Source organism: Streptomyces sp. NPDC051214 (assembly GCF_040682375.1).
Lineage (GTDB): Bacteria > Actinomycetota > Actinomycetes > Streptomycetales > Streptomycetaceae > Streptomyces.
In genome coordinates, this window is sequence record NZ_JBFBAT010000001.1 from 372255 (window position 1) to 386534 (window position 14280).

The window sequence follows — 14280 nt, forward strand, 5'->3', positions numbered from 1 at the left end:
ACGGGATGCTGCACGAGAGCCGAGGAAACACGGAGGGCCCGAGTGATGGCGAACTGGCCGTGCCGATGGCGTGGTTGTACGCCGAGTACATCGCGGACGAATTGCTGCGCACCGGCGATTTGATGCCGCCGACATCTTTCGAATACCGCGCGGGGCGTGATGCTCTGGCCCTGACTATTTTCCTTTCCGACACAAATGGCGAACTGTCGGGCATTCGTGTGGTCTCCCAGCTGGAGACCTGGCTGTCCCTGACGGCGTACGACCAGCCGTGGCTCGACTGGGTCGGCGAGCGGATGGCCCTGCTCACGGCGGACGCGGTCGCCTCCGGCGAACCCGCACCCGACCTGCAGCTGGCCGACCTGGCGTGGCGCTGGCTCGAGGAGACGGAGCTGCTCGCGCCCGACCTGGACGCGGTGCCGGGCGGCGGGTCGCCGTGCGGTGAGGACGACGGACCTAAGGTGTGGACGGCGGCCTGGCGCCTGGGGCTGCCGCTCGGACACCTGGCGATCCATCTGTTCTGACGCCCCGGCAGAGACGTTCCGACACCGCCACGGAGTCGCCCTGACACCCCGTGCGAGTGTTCGCGTCCCGTGTCTTGAGTGATTCGGCGGTCCGCTGCGTACGGGAGGGCAGGAAGCACCCCCCTGCCCGACTCGTCACGCAAGGAACGCCATGAGGCCCCTGGAGCGGCACCGCGACGCCGGCGCCTACGCGCTCGGCGTCCTCGACGCTGCCGACACCTTCCGCTTTGACGACCACCTCATGGACTGCCCCGAGTGTCGCGTCCTGCTGGCGGAACTCGGCCCGACGGCCCAGCAGTTGGCCGCCTACGAACGACTCACGCCGCCGCACGTCGAGCCACATGCCGTGCCCGGTCCCGGCCTCGGGGAGCGGCTGCTCGCCGAGGCCGTGCGGCTGCGCAGGGCCGGGCGCCGACGATGGCTGTGCGCGGTCGCGGCGAGCGTCGTCCTGGCCCTCGCGGCTCCCGTGGCCGCGGTGCTGCGGGCCGACGGGCCCGGCCCGGAGCAGATCACCGCCCGCGACGGCCGCACCGGAGTCTCGGCGACCTTGACCGCGCGGGGCCGCGACTGGGGCACGGACATCGGACTCCGGGTCCGCGACCCCGACGGCCCCCACGTCTGCGAGCTCATCGCCGTCGGCACCGACGGCTCCGAGCAGACGGTGACGACGTGGATGGCGCCCGCCGGCGAGCCGTCGGAAGAACTGGCGACGCAGGGAGGCGCGGCCCTGCTCCGCGAGGACATCGCCCGCTATGAGGTGCGCACCACCGGCGGACTGCGCCTGCTGACCTTACGGAGCCGCTGAACTCGCATGCTTGCAGGGCTACTTCAGGAGGCGGGACATCCTGCGGTCCGCCAGCAGCTTCCCGCCCGTCTGGCAGGTGGGGCAGTACTGCAGCGAGGAGTCGCTGAAGGAGACCTCGCGGATGGTGTCGCCGCACACGGGACACGTCTCACCGGCGCGGCCGTGCACGCGCAGGCCGCTCTTCTTCTCCGCCTTGAGGCGGCCCGCGGCAACCCCGTGCGAGCGCTCCACCGCCTCGGTCAGCGTGCTGCGCAGCGCCGCGTACAGCCCGTGGATCTCGTCCTTCGTGAGGCTCGACGTGAGCTTGAACGGAGACATGCGGGCCGCGTGCAGGATCTCGTCGCTGTACGCGTTCCCGACGCCCGCGAGCAGGGTCTGGTCCCGCAGCGCGCCCTTGATCTGCCGGCGCTCGCCCGACAGGAGCCCGGCGAAGCGGTCCTCGTCGAAGTCCGGGGCCAGCGGGTCGGGGCCGAGGCGGGCGATGCCCGGGATGGCCGCCGGATCGTCGGTCACGTACACCGCGAGGCGCTTTTGCGTGCCCGCCTCCGTCAGGTCGAAGCCCTCCCCCGTCTCCAGGGCGACCCGCAGCGCCAGCGGGCCCTTGCCGGGGCGTGGCGTGCCGTCCGGGAGGCGGTCCTTCCAGTGCAGCCAGCCCGCGCGGGCGAGGTGGGTGACCAGATGCAGGCCGTCCGCGTCCAGGTCGAGGAACTTGCCGTGGCGCGCCACGGCCGTGACGGTGCGCCCTTCGAGAGCGGTGAGCGGCGGGTCGTACGTCTTGAGGACACTGATCGCCACGGGCATCACCCGCACGATCTCGTGGCCGACGAGGTGGTCGGTGAGGAAGGCGCGCAGCGCCTCTACCTCGGGAAGCTCCGGCATCCGCTCACTCCTGTCCCAGTTCCAGCTCCGACAGCGCCATCCGCCCGCCCCTACCCCTCGGTTTCCCGGGCGGGCACGAGGAACTCGCACCACACGCACTTGCCGGTGCCTCGCGACTCGACGCCCCACTCGTCCGCGAGCATGTCCACAAGCAGCAACCCCCGCCCCGACACCCCCGACTCCCCCGCCTCCCGGCGGCGCGGCAGCGCGCTGGAGGAGTCCTCGACCTCGACGCGCAGGCGCCGTTCGCTGCCGCTGACCACCCGCAGGGTGACGATCGCCGCGCCGTCGGTGTGCATCAGCGCGTTGGTGATCAGCTCGTCCGCCACCAGCTCGATCTCGTCGGCGCCGTCCCCGGCGCCCCAGGCGCGCACCGCGGCCCGGATCATGTGCCGGGCCTCGGCCAGCGCCTCCGGGTCACCGGGGCCCACGTGCTGCTGGAGGCGGCCGCCGGTCCGCGGGGCGTCGGCCGTGCGGCGGCGCAGGAGAAGCAGCGCCGCGTCGTCCTCGCCGCCCCGCTCGTCCACGGTCTCGCAGAGCCGGTCCGCCAGGTGCTGGAGGTCACGCGGCCCCGAGCAGGCCAGCTCGCCCAGGGCCCGCAGACCGTCGTCGAGGTCGGCGCCCGGCTCCTCGATGAGGCCGTCGGTGAAGAGCAACAGGGTCTGCTCCGCGTCGAGTTCGAAGGTGGTGACCGGATATTCGAGACGGCCGAACTCGGCCGAGAGCCCCAGCGGCAGACCACCCTCGACCGGCACCCTGCGGCAGGTGCCGTCGGTCCGCTGGACCAGCGGGTCGATGTGTCCTGCCCGCACCAGCTGGACCACGCCCGACGACAGATCGGCCTCCGCGTAGAGGCAGGTGGCGAAGCGTTCGGTGTCGAGCTCGTGCAGGAAGCCGGAGGCGCGGGCCATGACGGTGGCCGGCGGGTGCCCCTCGGCGGCGTAGGCGCGCAGCACGATGCGCAGCTGGCCCATGACGGCCGCCGCGTGGGTGTCATGGCCCTGTACGTCGCCGATGACCGCCCCGACGCGCCCGCCGGGCAGCGGGATCACGTCGTACCAGTCGCCGCCGATGTCCCGGCCGAGCGCCGCCGAGCGGTAGCGGACGGCGATGTCGGCGCCGGGCACGCCGGGGATGGTGCGCGGCAGCATCGCCTGCTGAAGCCCCTGGGCCAGGTCCTTCTCCTGCTCGTAGAACATGGCGCGCTGGAGGCTCTGGGCGATGCCGCTGCCGAGGGCGACCAGGACGTTGCGCTCCTCCTCGGTGAAGCCGGTCTTGTCCTGGTAGAGCAGGCCGAGCACGCCGATCGGCTTGGCCTGCGCGATGAGCGGCAGATACGCGGCCGACGTGATGCCCAGCTTGTCTATGTGCGGCCACAGGTCCGGGTAGGAGGCGGCGAACTCCGCCGCCGTCTCGATGAAGCGCGGCGAGAGCGTGCGCACGGCGTCGCTCATCGGATACCGCGCGTCGATCCGCGTGAACTTGGTGCCCGGCACGAAGCTGCCCACGGGCCCCTCCGCGACCAGCCGGATCCGCCCGGCCTCGACCAGGCCCATGACGAGGTTCGAGGCGCCCAGGTGCGCGAGGCCGTGGGTGTCCTTGAGCACGTCGATGACGTCCCGGACGGTACGGGCGTGCGCGAGGGCCGCCGTGGTGCCCTGCACGATGCTCGTACGGCGACGGCGGTCCTCCTCCTCGTCGGCGCGCTGATGCCGGGCCGTGCTGTCGCCCAGCTCCTGCGTGGCGTCGCGGATGATGCCGACGATGCGGTGCGGCCGGCCCATCTCGTCACGGTGGATGAACCCCTGGGTATGGGTCCAGCGGAGCCCGCCTTCCCGCAGCCGGATGCGGAAGTAGATGCCGTAGGTGCGGCTGCCGTCCTTGAGGGCGTGCGAGACGTAGGCGTCAAGGCGGTGTGCCTCGACCGGTGGGACGCGTACGCCGAGGCTCGTCGGATGGCCGTCGTATTCGTCGGCCCGTACGTCGAAGACCTCGTGGCCCGCGGCATCGAGATGCATCAGGCCGCTGTCGAGGTCCCAGTCGAAGCAGCCTGTGCGGTTGGACGCCAGGATCGACCGGGGATCCGCTGGCCAGTCGTCCGGCAGGGGCGTGGGCGTCATGACACTTCAAGATTCTTCGCTGTCGGGACCGAGTGCGCACGCTCAGCCGCCGGGTGTGGGCGTCGGGCAGCCCGACGGGATCCCGGACGGCGTGCCGGTGGGCGGCTCCGTGCCCGTGGTGGGCGGGAGCGTGGGGCAGTCCGTGGAGGTGGTGCCCCGGTCACTGGGCGAGTCGCTGTCGCTGGGGGTGTCACTGTCGCTGGGCGAGTCGCTGTCACTGGGGCTGTCGCTGTCACTCGGCGTATCGCTGTCGCTGGGCGAGTCGCTGTCGCTGGGGGTGTCGCTGTCGCTGGGGCTGTCACTGTCGCTGGGCGAGTCGCTGTCGTCCGGGTCGGTCGGGGTCGGCGTGGTGGGGGTGGGCGTCGGGGTCGGGTGCGGCGGCGGCACGGTGTGGTCGTGGCCGCCGTCCTCGTCGCCGGTCCTCCGCTCGATCCAGGTGTTGTCGACGATGTTCACGATCGTGATGTTCACGATGATCTTCGGCGCCGGGGTCACCACCACGACCTGCGCCGGGCGGTAGCCGGACCACTGCTCGCCCTGGTGTCTGGGCGTGCCCTTGAGCGCGACCGGCGGCTTCAGCGGGTTCCCGCAGGCACACCGCACGCGGGGCAGCCCCCGGTTGTCGACGAGGACGGCGGTGCCCGTCTGCAGCACGGACTGGAAGCTGGTGGCACCGCCGTCGCGGTAGCCGTGGTTGGTCACGCGGGTGTCGGCCCGCAGCACGACCGGCGTCAGGCCGCGCAGGAAGCTCGGGATGTCCGCCTGGGAGATGCCCGACGCCTGGGCGAAGGCGCGGCTCTTGCCCTGGTCGGCGGTGAGGAAGCGGACCTGGGCGCCGACGTCGCAGCTGCCCAGGGAGTGCGTGCCGCCGTACAGACCGGGTGTGCCGCCCGAGAGGGAGCGCACGCCCTGGGCCGTCGGCGAGGAAGTACCCGTCGGTGACGGCTGCGGCGAACGGGTGACGGGCGAGGGGGTCGCCGTGCTCGTCGCGGTGGAGTCGGTGAACGGATCGGGGCCCTGGGCGGCGACCGGCTGCATGAACAGCTCGCCGCTGCCGTCGGTGGACTTCTTCTCGCCTCCACCCGAGCCCGAGCATCCCGCGAGGGCGAGGGCCGCGGATATCGCGAAGACCGTCGCGTAGCTCCTGATGGGCTTGGTGGGCTTGGTGGGGCTGGTGGGCCTGGTGGGCACACGCACCGTGCTCTCCCGCCTGTTATCGGGCACTTTGCCCCATTCTCTGAGGAAGTCGGAGGCGGTGCGCAAGCCGAGGAGGGACCCACGGCCGGTCAGGGCGCAAGATGGCCTCGTGGAGTGGTTCACAGCGGATCAGTACTGGCTCGGCCGCCTCGTCTTCCAGCGGGCTCTCGCCGCGCTCTACCTCGTCGCGTTCCTCGGCGCGGCCCTGCAGTTCCGTGCGCTGATCGGTGAGCGCGGCATGCTGCCCGTACCGCGTCACGTCGAGCGCGTGCCCTTCCGCAAGGCGCCGAGCCTCTTCCACCTGCACTACTCGGACCGCTTCTTCGCCCTCGTCGCGTGGACGGGCTGCGCCTGCGCCCTCGCGCTGCTCGCGGGCGCCGACGGACTGCTCCCCCTGTGGGGCGGCATGCTGCTGTGGCTCGTGCCGTGGGCCCTGTATCTCTCGATCGTGAACGTGGGACAGACCTGGTACGGCTTCGGCTGGGAGTCGCTGCTCCTGGAGGTCGGTTTCCTCGCCGTGTTCCTCGGCAACGACGAGACGGCGCCGCCGGTCCTGATCCTCTTCCTGCTGCGCTGGGTGCTGTTCCGCGTGGAGTTCGGGGCCGGGCTGATCAAGATGCGCGGCGACGCGTGCTGGCGCCAGCTCACCTGCCTGTACTTCCACCACGAGACACAGCCGATGCCGGGGCCGCTGAGCTGGTTCTTCCACCGTCTGCCGAAGCCGGTCCACCGGATGGAGGTCGCGGCGAACCACTTCACCCAACTCGTCGTGCCCGTCCTGCTGTTCACGCCGCAGCCGGTCGCCACAGCCGCGGCCTGCCTGATGATCGCCACCCAGCTGTGGCTGGTCCTCTCGGGCAACTTCTCCTGGCTGAACTGGCTGACGATCGTGCTCGCCGCCTCCGTCGTCGACTTCGGCGGCGCGGGCGCTCCGTCGAGCTCGTCCGCTCCTCCGCTCTGGTACGAGGTGGTCGTGATCGCGGCGACGGCCCTGATCCTGGGTCTGAGTTACCGGCCGGCGCGCAATCTGTTCTCGCGCCGGCAGATCATGAACTTCTCCTTCGACCCGCTCCATCTCGTCAACACGTACGGCGCGTTCGGCAGCGTCAGCCGCGTCCGCCAGGAGGTGGTCATCGAGGGCACGGCGGACACCACACCCCGGCAGGAGTCGGAGTGGCGGGAGTATGAGTTCAAGGGCAAGCCGGGCGACGTGCGCCGCTGGCCGCGGCAGTTCGCGCCGTACCATCTGCGGCTCGACTGGATGATGTGGTTCGCCGCGCTCTCCCCCGCCTACGCGCGCTCGTGGTTCGGCCCGCTGGTGGAACGCCTCCTGGACGGCGACCGGGACACGCTGCGGCTGCTGCGCCACATCCCCTTCCCGCCGGACGAGCCGCCCGCGTACATCCGCGCCCGCCTCTACCGCTACCGCTACACGACCTGGCGCGAGCTGCGCGAGACCGGCGCCTGCTGGGAGCGGACGTACGTGCGGGAGTTCCTGCCGCCTACGCGGATCAGCTCGCCTCGCTGAGTCGGAGACGGTAGACGCGGGCCGCGGTCCCCGCGAAGAGGTCGGCGCGTTCGCTTTCCGTGAGCGAGTCGGTCAACTTCCTTGCCGCGTCGACGACTTCCGCATAGCTGGCGGCCAGAGTGCAGACGGGCCAGTCCGAGCCGAACATCAGCCGGTCGGGCCCGAAGGCGTCCAGGACGGTGTCCGCGTACGGGCGCAGGTCGTCGACCGTCCACGTCCTCGGGTCGGCTTCGGTCACCAGGCCGGAGAGTTTGCAGACGGTGTTGGGGAGCGCGGCGAGCGAGCGGACGGCCGTGGCCCAGGGTTCGAGCGCGCCGGAGGCGATGGGCGGCTTGCCCAAGTGGTCCAGGACGAAGGTGAGTTCGGGATGCCCCCGCGCCGCCTCGACGCAAGCCACCAGTTGGTGGGGCAGGACCACGAGGTCGTAGGCGAGGCCCGCGGCGCCGACCGCGGCCAGGCCCCGACGCACGTCGGGCCGCAACAGCCACTGCGGGTCGGGCTCACCCTGCACCTGGTGCCGGATGCCCACGAGGTGCTGCCCGCCCGGGAGTTCACGCGTTTCAGCGAGGGCGTCGGCGACGTCCGGGCTGGTGAGGTCGGTCCACCCGACGACGCCCGCGACCAGGTCGCTGCCGGCCGCCAGGGCGAGGAACTCGGGGGTCTCCTCGGCGACGGTGACCGTCTGCACGAGCACGGTCGCGGTGACGCCCGCGGCGCGGGCCTCGGGCAGCAGATCGGCGAGGGAGAAGTTCCGGCGGATCGGGGCGAGCGCGTCGCCGGTGATCCACTCCTGGTCGCGTACGGAGAGGTCCCACACGTGGTGGTGGGCGTCGACGAGGCCGGGCGCCACGGCAGGTTCCGCCGTCACGGCAGCTCCCATACGACGGGCAGGCCCGCGTCCGCGCCCTCGGCCGAGTAGTCGTGGACGACGTCGAGCAGGTCGGCCATGCGCGCCTGCCAGGCGACGTTGACCGGCAGCGTGTCCAGCTCGGCGAGGAGACGGGCGTAGTCCGCGCACTCCAGGACGTGGAAGAGGTCGGTGCCGCTGCGCCAGATCGTCCAGGAGGTGGCACCGGCCGCGCGGATGGCGGCGACCAGCTCGGCGGGCACCTCCCGGTGTGCGGCGTCGTACGCGGCGACGCGGTCGGCGCGGACCTTGGTGTGCAGCGCGATTCTCACGCGGGGTCCTCTCGTGGGTCTGGGACGGGGGACGGGCGTCGCGAACTCAACGGCGTCGGCCAACCCAAGGCGGGCGGCCCGGCCGCGACCGGCGTCGCACACGCCGCACCCGCCCACGCCGTGGGGGCGTAGCCAAGCTTGAGGTCGATGACCGTGCCGCCGAGCCGGGGGCCGCCGGTGTTGCCCGGCAGCGCGCCTTCTCGTGCATGGGGTGATCGTCACGCGGACTCCGCCCCTGACACCGGCACCGGGGCCGGCACCGGGGCATCGGCGGGCAGCAGGCCCGCGGTTCGCGCCTCCCCCCAGAAGTCCTCGGGGACCGCCCTCACGAACTGCGCCGCCGCGTCGCGGACTTCGTACGGGGAGCGGGCGCCGACGAGGACGGTGGTCACCGCCGGGTGGGCCAGGGGGAAGGTCAAGGCGGCCGCGCGCAGTGTGGTGCCGTGGCGCTCCGCGATCGTCTGCAGACGGCGGGCGTGGTCCACCAGGTCCTGTGGCGCGGTCGTGTAGTCGTACGTCGCGCCGGGTCTGGGGTCGGCGAGCAGGCCCGAGTTGAACACGCCGCCGATCACGACCGCCTTGCCTCGCTCGTGCGCGGCCGGGAGGAGTTCGGTCAGAGCGCTCTGGTCCAGGAGCGTGTAGCGACCCGCGCACAGCACGGCGTCGACGTCCGTGTCCCGGACGAAGCGGGTGAGCATCGCCGTCTGGTTCATGCCCGCGCCGATCGCGCCCACGACGCCTTCGGAGCGCAGCCGCTCCAGGGCCGGATAGCCCTCGCGGAAGGCCTGCTCGGCGTGGTCGTCCGGGTCGTGGAGGTAGACGATGTCGACGCGGTCGGTGCCGAGGCGGGTGAGGCTCGCCTCCAGGGAGCGGCGGATGCCGTCCGCGCTGAAGTCCCAGACCCGGCGGTGCGTGGCCGGGACGGCGAAGCCGTGGTCCAGGTCGTCACCCCCGGGCCTCTCCAGCGCTTCGAGGAGGCGGCCTACCTTGGTCGAGAGCGTGTACGTCCCGCGGGGGCGTGCCCGCAGTGCCTCGCCGAGCCTGCGCTCGGACAGGCCGATGCCGTAGTGCGGGGCGGTGTCGAAGTAGCGGATGCCCGCCTCCCAGGCGGCGTCGATCGCCGCGCGGGCCTCCTCGTCGGTGATCGGCGTGTAGAGGTTGCCGAGGCCGGCGGCGCCGAAGGACAGCTCGGTCACCTCGACGCCGCCGGGTCCGATGGCGCGCCGGGCCATGCCGCTCACCGGCTCGCGGGCCGCAGCCGCAGGCCCTGCATGCCGCCGTCGACGGCGAGCGCGGTGCCGGTGGTCGCGCCGGACAGAGGGCTCGCCAAGTAAGCGATGGCGCCCGCGACTTCGTCGGCCGAGACGAGGCGCCCGGTGGGCTGGCGGGCCGCGAGCGCGGCACGCTCGGCCGCCGGGTCGGGCGCGGCGTCCAGGAGGCGGCCGACCCACGGGGTGTCCACGGTGCCGGGGTTGACGCAGTTGACGCGCACCCCTTCGCGTACGTGGTCGGCGGCCATCGCGAGCGTCAGGGAGAGCACGGCGCCCTTGGACGCCGAGTAGAGGGCGCGCTGCGGCAGACCGGCCGTGGCGGCGATCGAGCAGGTGTTGACGATCGCCGCGTGGGTGGAGACGCGCAGGTGCGGCAGGGCGGCGCGGGTGGTGCGCACGATCCCGAGGACGTTCACGTCGAGCACCTTGTGCCACTGGTCGTCGTCGTTGTCCTCGACGGTGCCCTGCGCGCCGATGCCCGCGTTGTTGATCAGTACGTCGAGTCCGCCGAGCTCGTCCACGGCGGCGGCCACGGCCTCGCGCACCGACGCGTCGTCGGAGACGTCGGCGCGGTGGCCGGTGAGCGGCTTCTCCACGCTTCCTGGGTCCAGGTCGAGCACGGCGACGCGGGCGCCTCGTGCGGCGAGCAGTTCGGCGGTGGCCCGTCCGATCCCGGAGGCTCCGCCGGTGACCAGGGCCTTGAGCCCCTCGAAGTCCTGGGCGTCGGTCATGCGGCTGCTCCTTTGCCGTGTGCGAGTTTGCCGTGCGCGAGGTCGGCCGCCCAGAAGGCGCCGTCCGGATAGGTGAATTCGGCGAGGGACTCGGCCCGCATGGTGGCCGAGAAGCCCGGCGCGGTGGGCGCCATGTAGTGGCCGTCGCGCACCACGACCGGGTCGACGAAGTGGTCGTGGAGGTGGTCGACGTACTCGATGACGCGGTTCTCGGTGGTCCCCGAGAGCGCCACGAAGTCGAACATCGAGAGGTGCTGGACGAGTTCGCACAGGCCGACGCCACCAGCGTGCGGGCAGACCGGGACGCCGAACTTGGCGGCGAGCAGCAGGATCGCGAGGTTCTCGTTGACTCCGCCGACGCGGGCCGCGTCGATCTGCAGCACGTCGATCGCTCCCGCCTGGAGGAGCTGTTTGAAGATGATGCGGTTCTGCACGTGTTCGCCGGTGGCGACCTTGACCGGGGCGACGGCCTTCCGGATCGCGGCGTGTCCGAGGACGTCGTCGGGGCTGGTGGGCTCCTCCACCCAGTACGGGTCGAACTCCGCCAGGGCGCGCGTCCATTCGACGGCCTCACCGACGTTCCAGCGCTGGTTGGCGTCGATCGCCATGCGGATGCCGGGCCCGATCGCCTCGCGGGCGGTACGGCAGCGGCGTACGTCGTCCGCCAGGTCCGCACCGACCTTCAGCTTGATCTGGGTGAAGCCGTCGGCGACGGCCTGCCGGGCGAGGCGGGTCAGCTTCTCGTCGCTGTAGCCGAGCCAGCCGGGCGACGTCGTGTATCCGGGGAAGCCGCGCTCCCGCAGCAGGGCCGCACGCTCGGCGGCTCCATGGCGGCCCGACCGGAGCATGTCCAGGGCCTCTTGCGGGGCGAGGGCGTCGGCGATGTAGCGGAAGTCGATCTGGGAGACGAGCCACTGGGGATCGGCGTCGGCCAGAAACCGCCACAGCGGCTTGCCCGCACGCTTGGCCGCCAGATCCCACGCCGCGTTGACCACGGCACCGATGGCCATGTGCATCACGCCCTTCTCGGGCCCGAGCCACCGCAGTTGGCTGTCCCCGACCAGGTCGCGGTTCAACGTCCCCGGATCGGCGCAGAGTTCCTCGACCGGCCGGCCGAGCACGTGATGACGCAGCGACTCGATCGCGGCGACCTGGACGTCGTTGCCGCGCCCGATGGTGAAGGTGAAGCCGTGCCCCTCCAGACCGTCGTCGGCGTCGGTGCGCAGGACCACATAGGCGGCGGAGTAGTCGGGGTCCGGGTTCATCGCGTCGGATCCGTCGAGGTCCCGTGAGGTCGGGAACCGTACGTCATAGGTGTCGACCGCGGTGATGCGGGCGGGAGTCGGGGACACAGGAGGCCTTTCCGGAAAGGGGCAAGGAGACGGGGGAACCCGGAGCGGGGTCAGTCCTGTGCGCGGCCGGTGGTGACGCGCGCGATCATCAGGGCGACCAGGATGATTCCGCCGTAGATGGCCTGGATCCAGAAGGAAGGCACCTGGGCGAGAGTGAGCAGGTTCTGTACGACGCCGAGCAGCAGCACGCCGGTGAGGGCGCCGAACATGGTGCCCTTGCCGCCGTCGAGACTGATGCCGCCGATGACGGCGGCCGCGAACACGGTGAAAATCATGTTCTGGCCCTGGTTGGCGTTGATCGCGCCGACGTAGCCGGTCTGCATGAGCCCGCCGACGGCGGCGAGGCAGCCGGCGACGACGAACACGCCGAGCATCACGCGCTCGACGCGGATGCCCGCGGCGCGTGCCGCGTCCGCGTTGCCGCCGATCGCGTACAGGGCGCGCCCCACGCGGTGGTACTTGAGGACGAAGCCGGCGACGCCGAAGGAGACGGCTGCCAGCCACACCGAGAGCGGGATGGTCAGGAACGTCGAGGTGGCGAGGGTGTAGAAGGCGTCGGGCATCCCGAAGAGCGTCTTGCCCTTGGTCGCGCCGACCAGCAGTCCGCGCAGCACGATCAGCATGGCGAGCGTGACGATGAACGCGTTGAGCTTGAGCTTCACCACGAGGATGCCGTTGAAGGCGCCGATGGCTCCGCCGACGAGCAGGATCGCGAGAAGCCCGACAGCCACGGGCATGTCCGTGCCGAACCCGGCCTGGGCGGCGGGCAGGACGAGGAGCGCACCGACGGCCGGCGCGATGCCGACGACAGACTCCAGGGACAGGTCGAACTTGCCCGTGATCAGAACGAGCGACTCGGCGAGGACGACCATCGCCAGGGCGGCGGAGGCGCCGAGGATCGAGATGAGGTTGCGTTCCGTGAGGAACGAGTCGTTCACCAGGGTGCCGAGCAGCATGAGCAGCAGCAAGGCCGGCACCAGGGCGAGTTCCCTGGCCCGGCGCAGCAGCACCGAGCGCGCCTGGGCTCGGGCGTTGTCGGTCTTCGCCGTCAGGTCGGGTGCGGTCGCGGCCGGGGCCTTGAGGTCAGCCATGGTGGTCTCCTTGATTTTCGGCTGCGGGCCCGTTGTGGCTGGTCGCGCAGTTCCCCGCGCCCCTTTCGGGGCCCGTGGCTCCCACCCCCTCGATCGACGCGATCAGGTCGTGGTCGGTGAAACCCGCCTCGTGCTCGGCGACGACGCGGCCGTGGAAGAGGACCAGGACGCGGTCGCAGCGCCGCAGGTCGTCCAGTTCGTCGGAGACGACGAGGACGGCGGTGCCGTCCTCGCGGGCGTTGTCCATCCGGGCGAGCAGGGACTCCTTGGACTTCACGTCCACGCCCGCGGTGGGGTTGATGAGGACGAGGAGGCGCGGGTCCGAGGCGAGGGCGCGTGCCATGACGACCTTCTGGGCATTGCCGCCGGAGAGGTCCGACACGGGCTGGTCGGGTCCCTCGGCATGGATGTCGAGGCGGTCGATGAGCTCCTCGGCGAAGCCGCGCTTGCGTTCGGTGCCGACGAAGCCGTACTTCCCGAGCCGGTCGAGCACGGTCATCGTGGCGTTGTCGCCGATCGTCATCCCGAAGACCAGGCCCTGGTCGTGCCGGTCGCGCGGCACGCAGCCCACTCCGGCGCGCAGCGAAGCGGTGACGTCCCCGAACGGCAGCTTCTCGCCGTCGAGCCGTGCGCTGCCGGCGGTCGGCGTGTGCAGACCCGCGACGGTCTCCGCGAGGTTGATCTTGCCGCTACCGCTGGACCCGGCCAGGCCCACGACCTCACCCTTGCGGACGGTCAGGTCGACGTCCGCGTACGAGTCGCTGGTGAGGCCCCTGACGTCGAGCATCACCGGGGCGTCGGCGGGGACCTCGGTCCGGGCCACGGACTCCTCGGCGGCCTCCTTCTCCCGCAGGGCCTCGCCCGCCATGGCTTCGACCAGGGCGGCGCGGGGCAGGTCGGCGACGGGCTCCGTGGTGATCCAGCGGGCGTCGCGCAGGACCGTGACGGTCTGGCACACCTCGTACACCTCCTGAAGGTGGTGCGAGATGAAGAGAAAGGTGACCCCCGACTCCTGGAGCGCCCGCATGCGCGTGAAGAGCCGTTCGATCTCCCGGTTGTCGAGCTGCGCGGTGGGCTCGTCGAGGACGATGAACCGCGCCCCGAAGCTCAGCGCCCGCGCGATCTCGACCATCTGCCGGTCCTCGACCTTGAGGTCGGCGGTGCGGGCGTCCGGGTCGACGCGTACGTCCCAGGTGTCGAGCACCTCCGCGGCCTGGGCGCGCAGCTTGCGCCAGCTGATGAAGCCGCCGCGGCCTGCGGGCTGCCGGTTGATGAAGAGGTTCTCGGCGACGGTCAAGTCAGGCACGACCGTCGGTTTCTGGTAGACGCAGGCCACCTTGCGGCGCCAGGCGTCGCGGTCGGTGAGCGGGGGCGCGGGCTCCCCGTCGAAGTGGACGGTGCCCGCGTCCGGCGCCTGGAGTCCGGTGAGGATGGTGACGAGGGTGGACTTGCCCGCGCCGTTGCGGCCGACGAGGGCGTGGGACTCACCGGGCAGGACGGTCAGCTGCCCGTCCTGGAGGGCGACGGTGGGCCCGTACCGCTTGGTGATGCCGGCCGCTTCGACGAGCGGGGTCGTCGCCGGGCCGGTGGGGGGCTCGGTCATCGG

The 14280-nt window shown here is 71.8% G+C and carries 13 protein-coding genes; 3 read left to right on the top strand and 10 right to left on the bottom strand.

The features are described from left to right. Positions 1 to 5 precede the first annotated feature (5 nt). Entirely contained in the window at positions 6 to 521 is a 516-nt protein-coding gene (locus AB0M70_RS01755) for a hypothetical protein (RefSeq protein WP_363207257.1), read from the top strand. Positions 522 to 672: 151 nt separating this feature from the next. After that, the gene (locus AB0M70_RS01760) at positions 673 to 1326 is read left to right on the top strand and encodes a zf-HC2 domain-containing protein (protein WP_365815217.1); all 654 of its coding nucleotides are present in this window, start codon (positions 673 to 675) and stop codon (positions 1324 to 1326) included. An 18-nt stretch (positions 1327 to 1344) separates the two neighbouring features. Here the strand turns inward: AB0M70_RS01760 and AB0M70_RS01765 are convergent, their stop codons facing one another. From AB0M70_RS01765 to AB0M70_RS01775, 3 genes are read right to left on the bottom strand one after another with little or no spacing between them, the layout of a single operon-like run. Beyond that, positions 1345 to 2205, bottom strand: coding sequence for a DNA-formamidopyrimidine glycosylase family protein (locus AB0M70_RS01765; protein ID WP_365815220.1), 861 nt, complete (start codon positions 2203 to 2205; stop codon positions 1345 to 1347). A gap of 50 nt (positions 2206 to 2255) precedes the next feature. Beyond that, positions 2256 to 4325: a SpoIIE family protein phosphatase gene (locus AB0M70_RS01770; RefSeq protein ID WP_365815222.1), complete on the bottom strand. Its 2070-nt coding sequence runs from the start codon at positions 4323 to 4325 to the stop codon at positions 2256 to 2258. 42 nt (positions 4326 to 4367) lie between these two features. After that, positions 4368 to 5522 (bottom strand): DUF6777 domain-containing protein, encoded by a 1155-nt coding sequence (locus tag AB0M70_RS01775; RefSeq protein ID WP_365815224.1) that lies wholly within the window; start codon positions 5520 to 5522, stop codon positions 4368 to 4370. A gap of 109 nt (positions 5523 to 5631) precedes the next feature. Here AB0M70_RS01775 and AB0M70_RS01780 point away from each other — a divergent pair, with 109 nt between their 5' ends. After that, complete coding sequence (locus AB0M70_RS01780; RefSeq protein WP_365815226.1) at positions 5632 to 7050, top strand: lipase maturation factor family protein; 1419 nt, start codon at positions 5632 to 5634, stop codon at positions 7048 to 7050. Here AB0M70_RS01780 and AB0M70_RS01785 read toward each other — a convergent pair. From AB0M70_RS01785 to AB0M70_RS01815, 7 genes are all read right to left on the bottom strand, one after another. Next, a complete protein-coding gene (locus AB0M70_RS01785; protein WP_365815228.1) occupies positions 7034 to 7930 on the bottom strand; it encodes an amidohydrolase family protein in 897 nt (298 codons plus the stop codon). The genes AB0M70_RS01780 and AB0M70_RS01785 overlap by 17 nt on opposite strands. After that, positions 7915 to 8229: an L-rhamnose mutarotase gene (locus tag AB0M70_RS01790; protein WP_365815230.1), complete on the bottom strand. Its 315-nt coding sequence runs from the start codon at positions 8227 to 8229 to the stop codon at positions 7915 to 7917. Before AB0M70_RS01790 ends, AB0M70_RS01785 begins: the two co-directional genes overlap by 16 nt. Positions 8230 to 8447: 218 nt before the next feature. Beyond that, positions 8448 to 9461 (bottom strand): aldo/keto reductase, encoded by a 1014-nt coding sequence (locus AB0M70_RS01795; protein WP_365815232.1) that lies wholly within the window; start codon positions 9459 to 9461, stop codon positions 8448 to 8450. Positions 9462 to 9466: 5 nt separating this feature from the next. Beyond that, positions 9467 to 10231: an SDR family oxidoreductase gene (locus AB0M70_RS01800; protein WP_365815234.1), complete on the bottom strand. Its 765-nt coding sequence runs from the start codon at positions 10229 to 10231 to the stop codon at positions 9467 to 9469. Further along, positions 10228 to 11583, bottom strand: coding sequence for an L-fuconate dehydratase (locus AB0M70_RS01805; RefSeq protein ID WP_365815236.1), 1356 nt, complete (start codon positions 11581 to 11583; stop codon positions 10228 to 10230). Before AB0M70_RS01805 ends, AB0M70_RS01800 begins: the two co-directional genes overlap by 4 nt. A gap of 50 nt (positions 11584 to 11633) precedes the next feature. Beyond that, positions 11634 to 12674 (bottom strand): ABC transporter permease, encoded by a 1041-nt coding sequence (locus AB0M70_RS01810; protein WP_365815238.1) that lies wholly within the window; start codon positions 12672 to 12674, stop codon positions 11634 to 11636. Next, a complete protein-coding gene (locus tag AB0M70_RS01815; RefSeq protein ID WP_365815240.1) occupies positions 12667 to 14277 on the bottom strand; it encodes a sugar ABC transporter ATP-binding protein in 1611 nt (536 codons plus the stop codon). The genes AB0M70_RS01810 and AB0M70_RS01815 overlap by 8 nt, the downstream gene beginning before the upstream one ends. Between the last annotated feature and the right edge of the window lie 3 nt (positions 14278 to 14280).